Raw genomic sequence first — 17204 nt, forward strand, 5'->3', positions numbered from 1 at the left:
GAAGCAGTTAACGCTATTGCCGGGAATGTGACAGATGTCGCGGATGGTACTAATAGATGATAGTTATCTATCAATTGAGGTAGATTGACTGTGTGCATAGTCTCTGGTCAGCGGCAGAGTTTCCTGCCGGCAACCGTAACCGATAATGACGACTGACGATGGGCAAGACGAACGATTGGCTGGATTTTGACCAGTTGGTGGAAGATAACGTGCGCGACGCGCTAAAACCACCATCTATGTATAAAGTGATATTAGTCAATGATGATTACACTCCAATGGAGTTTGTTATTGACGTGTTACAAAAATTCTTTTCTTATGATGTAGAACGTGCAACGCAATTGATGCTTGCGGTTCACTATCAAGGGAAAGCTATTTGCGGCGTATTTACTGCCGAAGTAGCGGAAACCAAAGTGGCGATGGTGAACAAGTATGCAAGGGAGAACGAGCATCCGTTGCTGTGTACGCTGGAAAAAGCCTGAATGCAGGTATAAAAATTGGGGGAGGTGCCTATGCTCAATCAAGAACTGGAACTCAGTTTAAACATGGCTTTCGCCAGAGCGCGCGAGCACCGTCATGAGTTTATGACCGTCGAGCATCTGTTGCTGGCGTTGCTCAGCAACCCATCGGCTCGCGAAGCGCTGGAAGCGTGCTCCGTGGATCTGGTGGCGCTCCGTCAGGAACTCGAAGCCTTCATTGAACAAACCACACCCGTACTGCCTGCCAGTGAAGAAGAACGCGATACGCAGCCGACGCTAAGTTTCCAGCGTGTACTGCAACGTGCAGTTTTCCATGTTCAGTCTTCCGGGCGCAGCGAAGTGACCGGTGCGAACGTGCTGGTGGCTATCTTTAGCGAACAAGAGTCACAGGCGGCTTACCTGCTGCGTAAGCATGAAGTTAGTCGTCTGGATGTCGTGAACTTTATTTCTCACGGGACGCGAAAGGACGAACCGAGTCAGTCTTCCGATCTCGGTAATCAGCCAAATAGCGACGAACAAGCTGGCGGGGAGGAACGTATGGAGAACTTCACGACGAATCTTAACCAGCTTGCTCGCGTAGGCGGCATTGATCCGCTCATCGGTCGTGAAAAAGAGCTGGAACGCGCGATCCAGGTGTTATGTCGCCGCCGTAAAAATAACCCGCTGCTGGTGGGCGAATCCGGTGTCGGGAAAACGGCGATTGCCGAGGGACTAGCCTGGCGTATCGTTCAGGGCGATGTCCCGGAAGTGATGGCCGATTGCACCATTTACTCGCTGGATATTGGTTCTCTGCTGGCAGGCACGAAATACCGCGGCGATTTCGAAAAACGCTTTAAAGCGCTGCTAAAACAGCTTGAGCAGGATACCAACAGCATCCTGTTTATCGATGAAATCCATACTATTATTGGCGCGGGAGCGGCGTCGGGCGGTCAGGTCGATGCGGCAAATCTGATTAAGCCATTGCTTTCCAGCGGCAAGATCCGGGTGATTGGCTCGACCACTTACCAGGAGTTCAGCAATATCTTTGAGAAAGACCGCGCGTTAGCGCGCCGTTTCCAGAAAATAGATATTACCGAACCGTCGGTAGAAGAGACGGTGCAAATTATCAACGGCCTGAAACCGAAGTACGAAGCGCATCATGACGTGCGTTATACCGCGAAAGCGGTACGTGCGGCGGTGGAGCTGGCGGTAAAATATATTAACGATCGTCATCTGCCGGACAAAGCGATTGACGTCATTGACGAAGCCGGAGCGCGTGCTCGCCTGATGCCGGTGAGCAAACGTAAGAAAACGGTTAACGTTGCGGATATTGAGTCTGTGGTAGCGCGCATTGCACGTATCCCTGAAAAGAGCGTCTCGCAGAGCGATCGTGATACGCTGAAAAACCTCGGCGATCGGCTGAAAATGCTGGTCTTCGGTCAGGATAACGCGATTGAGGCGCTGACCGAGGCGATTAAGATGAGCCGTGCGGGTCTGGGTCATGAGCATAAACCTGTCGGTTCGTTCCTGTTTGCCGGTCCAACCGGGGTTGGGAAAACCGAGGTAACGGTACAGCTTTCCAAAGCCCTGGGCATTGAATTGTTACGCTTTGATATGTCCGAGTATATGGAGCGTCATACGGTGAGCCGTCTGATCGGCGCGCCTCCGGGCTACGTTGGTTTTGATCAGGGCGGGCTGTTGACCGATGCGGTGATTAAACATCCTCATGCAGTGCTGTTGCTGGACGAGATCGAAAAAGCGCATCCGGATGTCTTTAACCTGCTGTTGCAGGTGATGGATAACGGTACGCTGACCGATAACAATGGCCGTAAGGCGGATTTCCGCAACGTGGTGCTGGTGATGACCACGAACGCTGGCGTGCGCGAAACCGAACGTAAATCCATTGGTCTTATTCATCAGGACAACAGCACCGATGCGATGGGCGAGATCAAGAAAGTATTTACGCCGGAGTTCCGTAACCGTCTCGACAACATTATCTGGTTCGATCATCTCTCTGGCGAGGTAATCCATCAGGTGGTTGATAAGTTTATCGTCGAGTTGCAGGCTCAACTGGATCAGAAAGGCGTCTCTCTGGAAGTGAGCCAGGAAGCGCGCGACTGGTTGGCGGAAAAAGGCTATGACCGGGCGATGGGCGCACGACCTATGGCGCGCGTGATTCAGGATAACCTGAAAAAACCGCTGGCTAATGAGCTGCTGTTTGGCTCGCTGGTTGATGGTGGGCAAGTGACCGTCGCGCTGGATAAAGAGAAAAATGCGTTGACCTATGGTTTCCAGAGCGCCCAGAAGCACAAGCCAGAAGCCGCGCATTAATCCTTCGTTTCACTGTCATACAAACCGGGCCTTAGCGCCCGGTTTTTTATACCCGTTGAAGCTATCACTGTCTGATAGCGCTGCGTTTATCCGTCCTGGTCACTCGCAGGCCGGTTCAGGCGCTTACGGCGGTCATCATGCAATGGACTGGTGGCTTTATGTAAAAAAGAGCCCGTACTTTCGTACGCGCTCTTTTTTGAAGATGGCAGTGAGGGGGGGATTGACTCGCTTTGCTCGCCCTGCGGGCAGCCCACTCACGGTGTTCGTGGTCTGTCCAACTGGCTGCGCCAGTTGTCGACCCCCGGTCGGGTGTTCTCATCCCCCCCTGCAGGGGGCTTTATGTAAAAAAGAGCCCGTACTTCCGTACGCGCTCTTTTTTGAAGATGGCGGTGAGGGGGGGATTCGAACCCCCGATACGTTGCCGTATACACACTTTCCAGGCGTGCTCCTTCAGCCACTCGGACACCTCACCATATTGTATTGCTGCCTGACCGCTTAGGGGGCAACGGGGCGCTACTATAGGGAGTTGCGCTAAAACGGTCAAGCAGAATTTACATATTCACTGTTGTTTGCTCATGCAATAAACATAATCCCCGCCCAAACTGGCGCGGGGACGCAAATTAACGCTGTGAATCCAACATCTCGTTGTTTTTCACCACATCCTGCGCTTTGCTGTAGCTTTCGATCAACAGCTGATATGCCGGGAATACCTGGGTATAAACTTCAGCCCACGCGGCGGCATCTTCACGGTTCCAGGTGCCTTGCAGCTCAGAGGCGACCGCGGCGGTATCCATCGGTACGACGCCAGCCTGCACGATACGCGCCAGAGTGATCTCTTGCGCCATTTTGCTGTAAGTGCCGGATGCGTCAATCACGGCAAATACTTTATAACCTTCCGCTACTGCACTAATGGCCGGGAATGCCATGCATACGCTGGTAATCGTTCCCGCAATGATCAGCGTCTTACGACCGGTCGCTTTTACTGCCTTGACGAAATCTTCGTTATCCCAGGCGTTAATTTCACCTTTACGCGCGATGTACTGCGCATGTGGGGCATTAGTATGGATTTCCGGGATCAGCGGGCCGTTCGGACCTTGCGGTACGGATGCCGTGGTAATAACCGGCATTTTCGCCAGCGTTGCCATTTTAGCTAACGCTGCGGCGCGAGCACGTAATTCCGGCATTGGCATATCGCCTACGGTCTGGAAAAGACCACTCTGATGGTCGATTAAAAGCATCACGGAATCGTTAACATCAATTACCGGGCGCAAGCCATTAAAGTTAGCAGGACTGGTCATTGTGTTCTCCTTCATGTTTTCAGATTTGGCCAAAATGGCCGGAGTTGAAATCGCGTACTGCTTCTGCGATTTCTTGTTTCGTATTCATGACAAACGGGCCGTAACCTACGATCGGTTCATTTAATGGCTCGCCTGATAACAGCAATACGCTGGCATCGCTGCTGGCCTCAAGATGCAGCGCTTTACCTTGCTGGCTCAATACCACCAGTTGCGCTTCGTTTACTGGCGTCGTGCCGTTTATCGTAATATTGCCTTTCAGTACTACCAGCGCGGTGCTCCATCCTTCTGGCTGCGTCAGTGTGAGTTGGCTATTGCGTTGCAGACGCATATCCCAGACATTGAGCGGCGAAAAAGTATGCGCCGGACCTTTTGTCTCTTCATAACGCCCTGCGATGATGCGGGCGGTTCCGGCGTTATCCGGCAGCGTAACGGTCGGAATAACATCGTGAGTAATGCTCTGATAACCCGGGGTCGTCATTTTGTCCTTCATGGGAAGGTTAACCCACAACTGCACCATTTCCAGTTCACCGCCCTGACGGGTAAAGGCGTCGGAGTGGAATTCTTCATGCAAAATGCCTGCGCCTGCGGTCATCCACTGAACGTCGCCCGGGCCGATAACCCCACCGCGACCGGTAGAGTCCCGGTGCTCGACTTCGCCGCTATACACAATCGTGACGGTTTCGAAACCGCGATGCGGATGTTCTCCAACGCCGCGTTTTTCATTACCCGGCGTAAAGGTGTGCGGACCGGCATAATCCAGCAGTAAGAACGGGCTCAACTGCTGCGCATGGGTTTGGTAAGAAAAAAGTGAACGAACCGGAAATCCATCGCCAACCCAGTGTGGGCGAGGTGCGGTATAGACGCCTGTAATCTGTTTCATTGTGTTCTCCTCGATGGCGTTGTCTTGATGTGAATAAGCTTATATTCATGACAAAAGGTTGAGTAGTGGCTAAAATGGCTCATACCGTTCCATTAATAGGACAATATAATGATAAAAACGGATCTCAATGATTTTGCGTGGTTTGTGCATGTGGTCGAAGAAGGCGGATTTGCAGCGGCGGGACGGGCGCTGGATGAACCAAAATCGAAACTAAGTCGACGTATTGCACAACTGGAGGAGCGGCTGGGTGTACGATTAATCCAGCGAACCACGCGGCAGTTTAACGTCACCGAAGTGGGGCAAACGTTCTATGAGCACTGTAAAGCAATGCTGGTAGAGGCGCAGGCAGCGCAGGATGCCATTGCCGCGTTACAGGTAGAACCTCGTGGTATCGTGAAGCTGACCTGCCCGGTAACGTTGTTGCATGTACATATCGGCCCGATGCTGGCGAAATTTATGGCGCGCTATCCTGATGTTTCGCTGCAACTTGAAGCGACCAATCGTCGGGTGGATGTCGTCGGGGAAGGGGTAGATGTGGCGATTCGCGTCCGGCCTCGCCCGTTTGAAGATAGCGATCTGGTGATGCGTGTTCTGGCCGACAGAGGGCATCGCCTGTTTGCCAGCCCGGATCTCATTGCGCGGATGGGGAGTCCTTCTGCACCTGCGGAATTGAGTGGCTGGCCAGGATTAAGTCTGGCATCGGGTAAGCATATCCATCGATGGGAACTTTACGGTCCGCAGGGCGCGCGTGCTGAAGTCCATTTCACCCCGCGTATGGTGACAACTGACATGCTGGCGCTACGTGAGGCGGCGGTGGCTGGCGTAGGCCTTGTTCAGTTACCCATTTTAATGGTGAAAGAACAACTGGCCGCGGGTGAACTGGTGGCGGTGCTGGAAGAATGGGAGCCCAGAAGGGAAGTGATTCATGCCGTGTTTCCCTCCCGGCGAGGATTATTGCCTTCCGTACGCACATTAGTTGATTTTTTGACGGAAGAGTATGCGCGTATGGTGGAAGATTAACCTGCTCGTCATTCATCGACTTAGTGCCTATCCCATTAGGGCTATTTTACTTGCCATTTTAGACCTGGGCAGTGCTCAAAATCCTCACGTACTACGTGTACGCTCCGGTTTTTGCGCGCTGTCCGTGTCCAAACTGGCTGCGCCAATAACGCCTACTGGGATAGGCTCTTAATGGACGCAAAAAAGGCCGGTTAAACCGACCTTTTATCCAGCCGCCCTTCAGGGCGTGAGGAGACAATTAGCGACTACGGAAGACAATGCGGCCTTTGCTCAGGTCGTACGGGGTCAGCTCAACGGTCACTTTGTCGCCCGTCAGGATGCGGATGTAGTTCTTGCGCATTTTACCGGAAATGTGTGCAGTAACCACGTGACCGTTTTCTAACTCTACGCGGAACATGGTGTTAGGTAACGTTTCGAGAACGGTACCTTGCATTTCAATATTGTCTTCTTTGGCCATCTAATCCTCTGGGGTATCACTACCATAATTTGAACCGGCAAGATAATGCCGAACTTCTTTTGATAAGTAAAGATTTGTGCGTTTAAAACGCAGCAAACCTGGTTTGGCGTATGATCCCGGTACACATCCGTCCTTTATGTTACCACCAGATAGATGCACATAAGCGCAACATCAAGAAGGGAACGATGAGATAAACGATGGGCGTTACCTGACTACGGCCTGCGGGATAATGAGCTAAACCAACTCTGCGGCCCCAATTATAACACCCCAGTAAAAAATGTGCCGAAAACATTTACTGCCGGGGCAAAAATAATGTACGCGGCACCCAAAAACGGGAGGCCAGGGACTGTTGGCGTAGGAGCGCGAGGTGTTCGAGATAGTCGCGACGTGGAATTTCAATCGCGCCAAGCGAGGCAGTGTGACTATTAAGCACCTGACAATCAATAAGTTTCCCACCGTGATGGGTAAATTCTGCGCAAAAAACCAGCAGTGCGGTTTTAGAGGCATTTTCCTGACGGCTAAACATTGATTCTCCGCAAAATAGCGCCCCCTGCGCGACGCCATACATTCCGCCAACTAACTCCTGTTCGCGCCACACTTCAATTGAGTGCGCATGCCCCAGTTCATGTAACCGACGATAGGCTTCCTCAATACCGCGCGTTATCCAGGTTCCTTCTTCACGGTGATGAGCGCATCCTTCAATTACCCGGTCGAAGGCGTAATTGAGTGTCACACGATAGGGCGATGAATGATGAAAGCGTTTCATGCTGCGACTGAGATGAAACGTTTCTGGCCAAAGCACAGCACGCGGATCGGGCGACCACCACAGAATCGGATCACCTGGCGAAAACCACGGAAAAATTCCGTGCTGATAGGCCATTAATAACCGGGCAGGGCTGAGATCGCCACCCAGCGCCAGTAAACCGTTAGGCTCGCGTAACGCGCCTTCCGGCGAAGGGAAGGCAATAGAATGTCGGGAAAGTTGAACCAGACGCATGACGGCGAAACTCCAGTACGCAAGTCGGATCGTTCAATAATAGCTTACAGGCGTTGTTTAAACTGATAATAGCGCCCTTGTCCGGCTAACAATTCTGCGTGTGTGCCTCGCTCAATGATACGTCCGTCGTCCATCACGATGATTTGATCGAAGCGGGCCAGGCCGCGTAAACGGTGAGTCACCATCAGGACCGTTTTCTCACGCATCACATCGGCAAGTAATTCAAGCATTTCACTCTCGGTTGTCGCATCCAGCCCTTCGGTAGGTTCATCCAGCAACATTAGCGGGGCATCGTGCAATAGCGCGCGGGCGATGGCCAGACGACGAAGTTCGCCGCCGGATAGCTGGCGGCCGCCTTCGCCGAGCCAGCTATTGAGTCCGCCATCTTCGAGCAGTTTTTCGAGGCCAACGCGACGCAGCATGTCGGAGAGGATATCGTCGCTGGCATTGGGCGACGCCAGTAATAAGTTGTCACGCAGCGTGGCGCTGAACAGATGGACACGCTGAGGCACCACGCTAATTGTACGGCGTAATGCGGGCTCGCTCAGCGAGGATAGCGGATGGTCATTAAGAAGAATTTCGCCCTGTTGCGGGTCCCAGGCGCGGGTAAGCAACTGTAACAATGTTGATTTCCCGCAGCCGGTACGCCCCAGAATAGCGATATGTTCGCCAGGAGTAGCCTGTAGTGAAAGCGCACTGAGCGCGTTAATCGGCTGGTCGGGATAACGAAACGAAACGTCTCGTAGTGTGAGCGTGACTTTCTCCGGCGCGGTAGACTCCGTTTGCGGAAAAGTGACTTCCGGCTTTTGCTCCGTTAATTCGGTAATACGAAGCGCAGAGGCGATAACCTGTCCCAGATGCTGGAACGCGCCGGTGACAGGCGCAAGCGCTTCGAAAGCCGCCAGCGCGCAGAAGACAAACAGCGCAATGAGTGCGCCGGGCTGCGTATTACCACCGACACCGCCGGAGGCCATCCACAGCATTAACATTACCGCCAGCGCGCCAATTAGCAGCATCAACGCTTGCGATAAGGCGGTAAGTTCCGACTGCCGACGTTGCGCTTCATGCCATTGTAATTCTGTGGCTTCCATTTGCGCCCGATAACGTTTGCTGGCGCCAAAAATAGTGAGTTCCGCCTGGCCCTGTAACCATGACGTGAGCTGCTGGCGATACTGACCACGTAGATGCGTTAGATTTTGCCCCGTATTTTTTCCGGCGCGATAAAACACCGGCGGCATAATAAACAGCGTCAACAGCATAATGCCGCCCAGTGTGATAGCCAGCGTAAAGTCGAGAGCGCTAAGCCCCAGGGTGACAATCATAATCACAACAAAGGCGCCGACCAGCGGAGAGATGACCCGCAAATAGAGATGATCCAGTGTGTCGACGTCGGCAACGATGCGGTTAAGTAATTCACCTTGCTGATAACGTGCCAGACCTGCAGGGGAGAGCGGTAACAGTTTGCTAAAGGTATAAATACGCAGGTGTTGCAGTACGCGGAACGTGGCGTCATGGCTTACCAGCCGTTCAAAATAGCGGCCAGCGGTACGGGTGATAGCCGCACCGCGAACGCCTGCAGCCGGAAGCATATAGTTAAAACTGTAAATTCCTGCAAAGCCTGCGATAGCGGACGCGGACAGGAACCAGCCGGACAGTGTCAGCAGGCCGATACTGGCAAGCAGGGTCAATATCGCCAGCGCGATTCCCAGCGTTAACATCCATTTGTGGCGTTTATAAAGCGTCAGATAAGGGAGTAGCGCGCGCATTTAAATATCCTCCTGACGGTGGGCCAGTAACGTCGCAAAGGCGCCATTGGCGGCGCTGAGTTCGGCATAGTTGCCCTGTTCGACAATCGCGCCATTCTCCATGACCCAAATGGCATCCCAGTCGGCGAGGTTTTCCAGTTGATGCGTCACCATTAATGTGGTCTGGCGTTTTGACGCTGCTTTTAATGCCTGCATAACGCGTTGTTCACTGTGAGCATCCAGACTTGCCGCGGGTTCATCCAGTAACAGGAGTTGACAGGGATTAAGCAGCGCGCGGGCGACCGCGACACGTTGCGCCTGGCCAACGGAGAGCCTACTGGCATGATTGCCGAGAGGGGTATCTATTCCCTGCGGCAATAGCGGTAAAAACTCGCTTACCCATGCGGCGTCAAGCGCGGCGTGAAGTTCTTGCTCGCTGGCGTCCGGGCGCGCCAGTAATACATTTTCGCGTAATGTCGCCGCAGGTAATTGCGGGTTCTGTCCAACCCATGAGAGATGTTGGCGCCAGGATTCCGGCGAAAGATCGCGAAGTTCGACCCCGTTGATACGCAAAGAGCCCTGATAGGAAAGAAAACCGGATAACACATTCAGCAGCGAGCTTTTTCCGGAACCACTACGTCCTACCAGGACGGCGCGCGCTCCTGCCGCTAATGAAAAATTCAGCGGCCCGGCAAGTGTTTTACCCTCTGGCGAGGTGATAATAAGATCGACCGCGTCAATCGTTACTGGTTCGTTCTCCGCTAACTCGACTTCGCCGCGCTCCGGGTGAGCGAGGGGCGTTTCCAGAAAGGTTTTCAGACTATCCGCCGCGCCAACCGCCTGCGCCTTAGCATGATAAAATGTGCCGAGATCGCGTAACGGCTGAAAAAACTCCGGCGCGAGGATCAACGCGAGGAAACCGGCGGCAAGCGTCACGCCAGTGCCGTAATGGCCAAAGTTCAGCTCGCCCAGGTAAGAGAAGCCGAAATAAACGGCGACCAGCGCAATAGACAGAGAGGTGAAAAACTCCAGTACGCCGGAAGATAAAAAGGCGAGGCGCAGCACTTCCATCGTGCGCTGACGAAAATCCTGTGATGCTGCGCGAATGCTTTCGATTTCTGCTTCGCCGCGACCGAAAATTCGCAGCGTTTCCATTCCGCGCAGACGGTCAAGAAAATGGCCGCTTAGCCGGGCAAGTGCAAGGAAATTACGGCGGTTGGCGTCAGCTGCGCCCATTCCCACCATCGCCATAAATAAGGGAATTAGCGGAGCGGTACCCAGCAGAATCAACGCCGCTGCCCAGTTTGATGGGAAAATCGCCGCCACGATTAAGAGCGGTACGCAAACGGCAAGCGCCATTTGCGGCAGATAACGCGCATAATAGTCATGCATATCGTCAATTTGTTCCAGCACCAGTGTTGCCCAGCTACCGGCAGGTTTACCCTGGATCCAGGCGGGGCCGGCTTGTTGCAGGCGGTCCAGTACCTGACGACGGATCTCAAAGCGAATATGCTGTCCGGCATGAAAACCGACACGCTCGCGCAGCCATACAACCCAGGCACGAAGGACAAAGACCAGTATCAGCAGGATAAAGGGGAGCAACAGCGCTTCCCGGGGGATATTCTCCATGATCATATGCTGCAGAATACGCGCCATGATCCAGGCCTGAGCGACAATTAATACGCCACTCATGAACCCCAACAGGCGGGAAATATTCAACCACCGTTGGGAGATTACGCTTTGCTGTTTTAACCAGCGGGTCAGCTCTTTTTGACGGGTTTTATTCATTGCACGCTTAGCAGGTGAGTTATTGGAATTTCAGGCAGGGGCAATGTTACAACGACGCAAAAATAAAGGCGACTTATAGTCGCCTTTTTTACTTTTGTTACTGATTTGTAAAAACTATTTGCTGGCGTCGGCCAGACCGTCAAGATAACGTTCGGCATCCAGCGCCGCCATACAGCCTGTCCCTGCTGAGGTAATGGCCTGACGGTAAATGTGATCCATCACGTCACCCGCCGCAAACACGCCAGGGATGCTAGTTTGCGTTGCATTGCCATGAGTGCCGGACTGAACTTTGATATAGCCGTTTTCCAGTTCAAGTTGGCCTTCAAAGATGGCGGTGTTTGGGCTATGGCCGATGGCAACAAAAAGCCCGGCGACGTCCAGCGTCTCTATATTATCGCGTTGTTGCGTGTCGCGAAGACGCAGACCGGTTACGCCCATCTGATCGCCAGTTACTTCTTCCAGAGTGCGATTAGTGTGCAGGACGATGTTGCCATTGTCGACTTTATCCATCAGGCGTTTAATCAGTATTTTTTCAGCGCGGAAACCGTCACGTCGATGAATAAGATGCACTTCCGAGGCAATATTCGACAGATAAAGTGCTTCTTCAACTGCGGTGTTGCCGCCGCCAATCACCGCTACTTTTTGGTTGCGGTAGAAGAAACCGTCGCAGGTTGCGCAGGCGGAAACGCCACGTCCTTTAAAAGCTTCTTCCGATGGTAAACCAAGGTAGCGCGCGGAAGCGCCCGTCGCGATAATTAACGCATCGCAGGTATACTCGCCGCTATCGCCCGTCAGACGGAAAGGGCGGTTTTGCAGATCCACGCTATTGATGTGATCGAAAATGATCTCCGTTTCAAATTTGGTCGCATGTTCATGCATGCGTTCCATCAGCAGGGGGCCAGTGAGATCATTGGGATCGCCAGGCCAGTTTTCCACGTCTGTCGTGGTGGTCAACTGACCGCCTTTTTCCATACCGGTAATGAGTACCGGCTGTAAATTTGCGCGCGCGGCATAAACCGCCGCGGTATATCCCGCCGGTCCTGAGCCCAGAATAAGCAGCTTACTGTGTTTGGTCGTGCCCATGAGATCCCCATAGTTGTTGGCAGACAATAGGCAGAATTGTAGGGAATTTACAGACGTAAAAAAAGAGTATAACGATTTTGTTAACAATATGTGTAATAGCAGAAACCAATGGGCACACCCTACAGCGGCGTGACTATCACGAATTTTACTTAAAGTGGGGAGCTTATAAGATGACAAAATGACAGTTTACCGCCTTCCCTAATGAATAACTGGCATGTTGTACTAAAAATCGATGTTTTGCTTTGACAATCACCTGCTGTTTTGCGAAAACAGTCGAGGAAGAAAAAACTGTGTTATGTATGTGCTGCATAATCATGCATGTAAATACCATGTTTACCGGGCTAGTGAAATCTACGCATGGCGTGGACAGACGCCATTCGTGATATCGATAGCTGCCGAGAGGCAACGGTCTTCTCACCATAGACCCAGGCATTGCGCGCCGTTAATCCCTCTGGGTTTCGGTCTATCGTGATGGGCAGCGACTCTGAACAGTGATGTGAGTAGAGTCAGGCAGGAGTAGGGAAGGAATACAGAGAGACAATAATAATGGTAGATAGCAAGAAGCGCCCTGGCAAAGATCTCGACCGTATCGATCGTAACATTCTTAATGAACTGCAAAAGGATGGGCGTATTTCCAACGTCGAGCTTTCTAAACGAGTAGGACTTTCGCCGACACCTTGCCTTGAGCGTGTACGTCGGCTGGAGCGACAGGGGTTTATTCAGGGCTATACGGCGCTGCTGAACCCGCATTATCTGGATGCGTCACTTCTGGTATTCGTTGAGATTACCTTAAATCGTGGCGCGCCGGATGTGTTTGAGCAGTTTAACGCCGCTGTGCAAAAGCTTGAAGAGATTCAGGAATGTCATTTGGTTTCCGGCGATTTCGACTATCTGTTGAAAACCCGTGTACCGGATATGTCAGCATATCGAAAACTGCTGGGAGAGACATTACTGCGTTTGCCAGGAGTGAACGACACCCGAACTTACGTAGTCATGGAAGAAGTAAAACAGAGTAATCGTCTGGTTATTAAGACGCGCTAACACGGAACAGGTGCAAAATCGCCGCAGTTTGATTACACTCCTGTTAATCCATACAGCAACAGTGCCGGGGGAACCCGGTGCTGTTGTCCGTTTTAGCATCGGGCAGGAAAAGCCTGGAACCTGGAGAGCCTTTTTTGAGCCAGGAATATACTGAAGACAAAGACGTCACATTGACGAAGTTAAGCAGCGGGCGCCGACTTCTGGAAGCGCTGCTGATACTTATTGCCCTTTTTGCTGTCTGGTTGATGGCGGCCTTGTTGAGTTTTAACCCTTCGGATCCCAGTTGGTCGCAAACCGCCTGGCATGAGCCCATCCATAATTTAGGCGGCACGCCGGGCGCGTGGCTTGCGGATACTCTTTTCTTTATTTTCGGCGTGATGGCCTACACTATCCCGGTTATTATTGTCGGGTGCTGTTGGTTTGCGTGGCGTCATCAGTCTACGGACGATTACATCGACTATTTCGCGGTATCGCTACGCCTTATCGGCGTACTGGCGCTGATTCTCACCTCTTGCGGTCTGGCTGCCATTAACGCCGATGATATCTGGTATTTTGCTTCTGGCGGCGTGATTGGCAGCTTGTTAAGTACCACGTTGCAACCGTTGCTGCATAGTAGCGGCGGGACGATAACGCTTCTCTGTATTTGGGCTGCCGGACTGACACTCTTTACCGGCTGGTCCTGGGTGAGCATTGCCGAAAAATTAGGCGGCTGGCTGCTTAATATACTGACTTTTGCCAGTAACCGTACCCGTCGGGATGATACGTGGATAGACGACGAAGAGTATGACGATGAATATGATGAAGAAGCCGACGGCGAACAGCGTGAATCCCGCCGGGCGCGTATTTTGCGCGGCGCGTTGGCGCGTCGTAAACGGTTAGCTGAAAAGTTCAGCAATCCGCGGGGGCGTCAGACCGATGCCGCGCTCTTTTCCGGCAAGCGGATGGATGATGACAATGGTATTCAGTATAGCGCGCGCGGCGTCGCTGCCGATCCCGACGATGTTCTGTTTTCGGGTAACCGGGCGACGCAGCCGGAATATGATGAATACGATCCCCTGCTAAACGGCCACTCTGTCGCTGAGCCTGTTGTCGCCGCTGCGGCCGCTACCGCAGCAGCCCAGACATGGGCCGCGTCCGCCGATCCCATACCGCAAGCGCCTTCTATGCCGGGCGTGGAGTCGGTTGTTGTCCAACCGACCGTGGAGTGGCAGCCCGTACCCGGGCCGCAAACCGGCGAACCGGTTATCGCGCCTGCGCCGGAAGGCTATCCGCCGCATGCTCAGCCCGGCCAACCGCAGTCGCAGTTTGAGCCGTGGCAGCAAGTTGCGCCCGTCGCCTCTGCGCCGCAATACGCCGCCGTACCGCCAGTGGCCGCACCAGCGTATACCTCTACTGCGCCGCAGGAAACGCAGCCGCAATGGCAGGCGCCAGTTGCCGAACAACCCTGGCAGCCAGAGCCGATTCACCAGCCGGAGCCTGTTTATCAGCCGGAGCCGGTAGCGGCTGCACCTTCTTACGTGCCGCCAGTCGCTGAACAACCTGTTATAACCGAACCTGAACCTGCTATAGAAGAGACCAAACCAGCCCGTCCTCCGCTTTACTATTTTGAAGAAGTGGAAGAAAAGCGTGCTCGTGAGCGTGAACAACTGGCGGCCTGGTATCAGCCGATTCCTGAGCCGGTTAAAGAGGCCGCACCGGTAAAAGCGGCTGCGTCGGTCAAACCTACGGTATCTGTCGCGCCATCCGTACCGCCAGTAGAAGCGGCTGCCGTTGCCGCGCCGCTTGCTGCAGGCATCAAGAGTGGCGTAGTGGCCGCAGGCACCGCCGCTACCCCTGCATTTGGCGTGGCTGCCGGCGGTGCGCCACGCCCGCAGGTGAAAGAGGGTATTGGTCCGCAACTGCCGCGTCCAAACCGCGTTCGCGTGCCAACTCGTCGGGAGCTGGCGTCGTATGGTATTAAACTGCCGTCGCAGCGAATGGCAGAAGAAAAAGCCCGCGAGGCGGAGCGCAATCAGTACGGGACTGGCGCGCAACTGACTGATGAAGAAATAGATGCTATGCATCAGGATGAGTTGGCACGTCAGTTTGCGCAGTCGCAGCAGCATCGTTATGGTGATACTTATCAGCACGATGTGCTGCAGGCAGAGGATGACGATGCTGCCGCGGAAGCTGAATTAGCCCGCCAGTTTGCCGCTTCGCAACAGCAGCGCTATTCCGGCGAGCAACCCGTTGGCGCGCAGCCGTTCTCACTGGATGATCTTGATTTCTCGCCTATGAAAGCACTGGTCGATGAAGGTCCGCACGAGCCGCTGTTTACGCCGAGCGTGATGCCGGAGTCAGCGTCTGTCCAGCAGCCACAGCCGCAATACCAGCAACCGCAGCAGCCAGTAGCGCCACAGCCGCAATATCAGCAACCGCAGCAGCCAGTAGCGCCACAGCCGCAATACCAGCAACAGCAACAACCGGTAGCGCCACAGCCGCAATACCAGCAACCGCAACAACCGGTAGCGCCGCAGCCGCAGTATCAGCAGCCGCACCAGCCGGTGCCGCAACCTGCGGCTCAGGATAGCCTGATCCATCCGTTGCTAATGCGTAATGGCGACAGTCGGCCATTGCAGCGTCCGACGACGCCGCTGCCCTCATTAGATCTCCTGACGCCGCCGCCGAGTGAAGTCGAACCGGTAGATACCTTTGCGCTGGAACAAATGGCGCGCCTGGTTGAAGCGCGTCTGGCAGACTTCCGTATCAAAGCCGATGTGGTGAATTATTCGCCAGGGCCGGTCATTACTCGCTTCGAGCTGAATCTGGCGCCGGGCGTTAAAGCCGCGCGTATTTCTAACCTTTCCCGCGATCTGGCACGTTCCCTGTCGACAGTGGCCGTACGTGTTGTGGAGGTTATTCCAGGTAAACCATACGTAGGACTGGAATTGCCGAACAAGAAACGGCAAACCGTTTATCTGCGCGAAGTACTGGATAACGCCAAATTCCGTGAGAATCCGTCACCGCTTACCGTCGTGCTGGGTAAGGATATTGCGGGCGATCCGGTGGTGGCGGATCTGGCGAAAATGCCCCATCTGCTGGTAGCCGGTACGACCGGTTCCGGTAAGTCGGTTGGGGTTAACGCCATGATCCTGAGTATGCTATATAAAGCGCAGCCGGAAGATGTTCGGTTTATCATGATCGACCCGAAAATGCTGGAACTCTCGGTCTATGAAGGCATTCCGCATCTATTGACCGAAGTCGTCACCGACATGAAAGATGCGGCTAACGCGCTGCGCTGGAGCGTTAATGAGATGGAGCGTCGCTATAAGTTGATGTCCGCGCTCGGCGTGCGTAATCTGGCAGGGTATAACGAGAAAATCGCCGAAGCGGCCCGAATGGGACGTCCGATTCCGGACCCCTACTGGAAGCCGGGCGACAGTATGGATGTTCAGCATCCGGTTCTGGAAAAACTGCCGTATATCGTGGTTCTGGTCGATGAATTTGCTGACCTGATGATGACCGTCGGTAAAAAAGTTGAAGAGCTGATCGCACGACTGGCGCAGAAAGCGCGTGCGGCAGGGATTCACCTGGTACTGGCGACGCAGCGTCCGTCGGTTGACGTTATTACGGGGCTGATTAAAGCCAATATTCCAACCCGTATTGCCTTTACCGTGTCCAGTAAGATCGATTCCCGCACGATTCTCGATCAGGGCGGCGCGGAGTCGCTATTAGGTATGGGGGATATGCTTTATTCCGGGCCAAACTCCACCATGCCGGTTCGTGTTCACGGGGCGTTTGTGCGTGACCAGGAAGTCCATGCGGTGGTACAGGACTGGAAAGCGCGCGGTCGTCCGCAATATGTCGATGGTATTACTTCCGATAGCGAAAGCGAAGGCGGCGGTGGTGGTTTTGACGGTGGCGAAGAACTCGATCCTTTATTCGATCAGGCCGTTAATTTTGTTACCCAAAAGCGTAAAGCGTCTATTTCCGGCGTTCAGCGTCAGTTCCGCATTGGCTATAACCGTGCGGCGCGAATTATTGAACAGATGGAAGCGCAGGGAATCGTCAGCGCCCAGGGGCATAACGGTAATCGTGAAGTGTTGGCTCCCCCGCCTTTTGAATAAGCC

Annotated in this window: 12 protein-coding genes and 1 tRNA gene; 5 read left to right on the forward strand and 8 right to left on the reverse strand. The window is 53.7% G+C overall.

Features of this window, described 5'->3' with window-relative positions; translation table 11 throughout:
- Nucleotides 1-158 precede the first annotated feature (158 nt).
- Both clpS and clpA read left to right on the forward strand, forming a co-directional pair.
- Nucleotides 159-479 carry an ATP-dependent Clp protease adapter ClpS gene (gene clpS, locus SBG_RS04200; protein WP_000520786.1) on the forward strand — a complete coding sequence of 107 codons (321 nt, stop codon included), beginning with the start codon at nt 159-161 and terminating at the stop codon, nt 477-479.
- Nucleotides 480-509: 30 nt separating this feature from the next.
- Entirely contained in the window at nt 510-2786 is a 2277-nt protein-coding gene (gene clpA / locus SBG_RS04205) for an ATP-dependent Clp protease ATP-binding subunit ClpA (RefSeq protein ID WP_000934068.1), read from the forward strand.
- 384 nt (nt 2787-3170) lie between these two features.
- Here the strand turns inward: clpA and SBG_RS04215 are convergent.
- The 3 genes from SBG_RS04215 to SBG_RS04225 all read right to left on the reverse strand — a co-directional run bounded on the left by SBG_RS04215 (nt 3171) and on the right by SBG_RS04225 (nt 4964).
- Nucleotides 3171-3258: transfer RNA gene (locus SBG_RS04215), tRNA-Ser, on the reverse strand.
- Nucleotides 3259-3406: 148 nt separating this feature from the next.
- On the reverse strand, nt 3407-4084 hold the full coding sequence (locus SBG_RS04220) for a hydrolase (RefSeq protein ID WP_000203410.1): 678 nt from the start codon (nt 4082-4084) through the stop codon (nt 3407-3409).
- A 19-nt stretch (nt 4085-4103) separates the two neighbouring features.
- Nucleotides 4104-4964, reverse strand: a complete 861-nt coding sequence (locus SBG_RS04225) for a pirin family protein (RefSeq protein ID WP_000809976.1) — start codon at nt 4962-4964, stop codon at nt 4104-4106.
- 108 nt (nt 4965-5072) lie between these two features.
- Here SBG_RS04225 and SBG_RS04230 point away from each other — a divergent pair, with 108 nt between their 5' ends.
- A complete protein-coding gene (locus tag SBG_RS04230) occupies nt 5073-5984 on the forward strand; it encodes a LysR family transcriptional regulator (RefSeq protein ID WP_000597933.1) in 912 nt (303 codons plus the stop codon).
- A 238-nt stretch (nt 5985-6222) separates the two neighbouring features.
- Here SBG_RS04230 and infA read toward each other — a convergent pair whose 3' ends face one another.
- The 5 genes from infA to trxB form a co-directional block, all read right to left on the reverse strand.
- Complete coding sequence (infA, locus tag SBG_RS04235; protein WP_001040187.1) at nt 6223-6441, reverse strand: translation initiation factor IF-1; 219 nt, start codon at nt 6439-6441, stop codon at nt 6223-6225.
- 292 nt (nt 6442-6733) lie between these two features.
- The gene (gene aat, locus SBG_RS04245; protein WP_001241653.1) at nt 6734-7438 is read right to left on the reverse strand and encodes a leucyl/phenylalanyl-tRNA--protein transferase; all 705 of its coding nucleotides are present in this window, start codon (nt 7436-7438) and stop codon (nt 6734-6736) included.
- A gap of 44 nt (nt 7439-7482) precedes the next feature.
- The gene (gene cydC / locus SBG_RS04250; RefSeq protein WP_001202240.1) at nt 7483-9204 is read right to left on the reverse strand and encodes a heme ABC transporter ATP-binding protein/permease CydC; all 1722 of its coding nucleotides are present in this window, start codon (nt 9202-9204) and stop codon (nt 7483-7485) included.
- Complete coding sequence (gene cydD / locus SBG_RS04255) at nt 9205-10971, reverse strand: heme ABC transporter permease/ATP-binding protein CydD (protein WP_001044529.1); 1767 nt, start codon at nt 10969-10971, stop codon at nt 9205-9207. It abuts the gene before it with no gap.
- A gap of 114 nt (nt 10972-11085) precedes the next feature.
- Nucleotides 11086-12054, reverse strand: a complete 969-nt coding sequence (trxB, locus tag SBG_RS04260) for a thioredoxin-disulfide reductase (protein ID WP_000537395.1) — start codon at nt 12052-12054, stop codon at nt 11086-11088.
- Nucleotides 12055-12600: 546 nt separating this feature from the next.
- Here trxB and lrp point away from each other — a divergent pair.
- Both lrp and ftsK read left to right on the forward strand, forming a co-directional pair.
- On the forward strand, nt 12601-13095 hold the full coding sequence (gene lrp, locus SBG_RS04265; RefSeq protein WP_000228469.1) for a leucine-responsive transcriptional regulator Lrp: 495 nt from the start codon (nt 12601-12603) through the stop codon (nt 13093-13095).
- Between the two features lie 134 nt (nt 13096-13229).
- A complete protein-coding gene (gene ftsK, locus SBG_RS04270; RefSeq protein ID WP_000076975.1) occupies nt 13230-17201 on the forward strand; it encodes a DNA translocase FtsK in 3972 nt (1323 codons plus the stop codon).
- The last annotated feature ends 3 nt before the right edge of the window (nt 17202-17204 follow it).

Origin of the sequence: Salmonella bongori NCTC 12419, from assembly GCF_000252995.1 — a bacterium.
Classification (GTDB): Bacteria; Pseudomonadota; Gammaproteobacteria; order Enterobacterales; family Enterobacteriaceae; genus Salmonella; species Salmonella bongori.

What these genes read in the sequence shown, in the direction of transcription:
- SBG_RS04230 (WP_000597933.1), top strand. Translation starts at nt 5,073, where the DNA reads ATGATAAAAACGGATCTCAATGATTTTGCGTGGTTTGTGCATGTGGTC.
- aat (WP_001241653.1), bottom strand. Translation starts at nt 7,438, where the DNA reads ATGCGTCTGGTTCAACTTTCCCGACATTCTATTGCCTTCCCTTCGCCG.
- clpA (WP_000934068.1), top strand. Translation starts at nt 510, where the DNA reads ATGCTCAATCAAGAACTGGAACTCAGTTTAAACATGGCTTTCGCCAGA.
- trxB (WP_000537395.1), bottom strand. Translation starts at nt 12,054, where the DNA reads ATGGGCACGACCAAACACAGTAAGCTGCTTATTCTGGGCTCAGGACCG.
- cydD (WP_001044529.1), bottom strand. Translation starts at nt 10,971, where the DNA reads ATGAATAAAACCCGTCAAAAAGAGCTGACCCGCTGGTTAAAACAGCAA.
- lrp (WP_000228469.1), top strand. Translation starts at nt 12,601, where the DNA reads ATGGTAGATAGCAAGAAGCGCCCTGGCAAAGATCTCGACCGTATCGAT.
- clpS (WP_000520786.1), top strand. Translation starts at nt 159, where the DNA reads ATGGGCAAGACGAACGATTGGCTGGATTTTGACCAGTTGGTGGAAGAT.
- infA (WP_001040187.1), bottom strand. Translation starts at nt 6,441, where the DNA reads ATGGCCAAAGAAGACAATATTGAAATGCAAGGTACCGTTCTCGAAACG.
- SBG_RS04225 (WP_000809976.1), bottom strand. Translation starts at nt 4,964, where the DNA reads ATGAAACAGATTACAGGCGTCTATACCGCACCTCGCCCACACTGGGTT.
- SBG_RS04220 (WP_000203410.1), bottom strand. Translation starts at nt 4,084, where the DNA reads ATGACCAGTCCTGCTAACTTTAATGGCTTGCGCCCGGTAATTGATGTT.
- cydC (WP_001202240.1), bottom strand. Translation starts at nt 9,204, where the DNA reads ATGCGCGCGCTACTCCCTTATCTGACGCTTTATAAACGCCACAAATGG.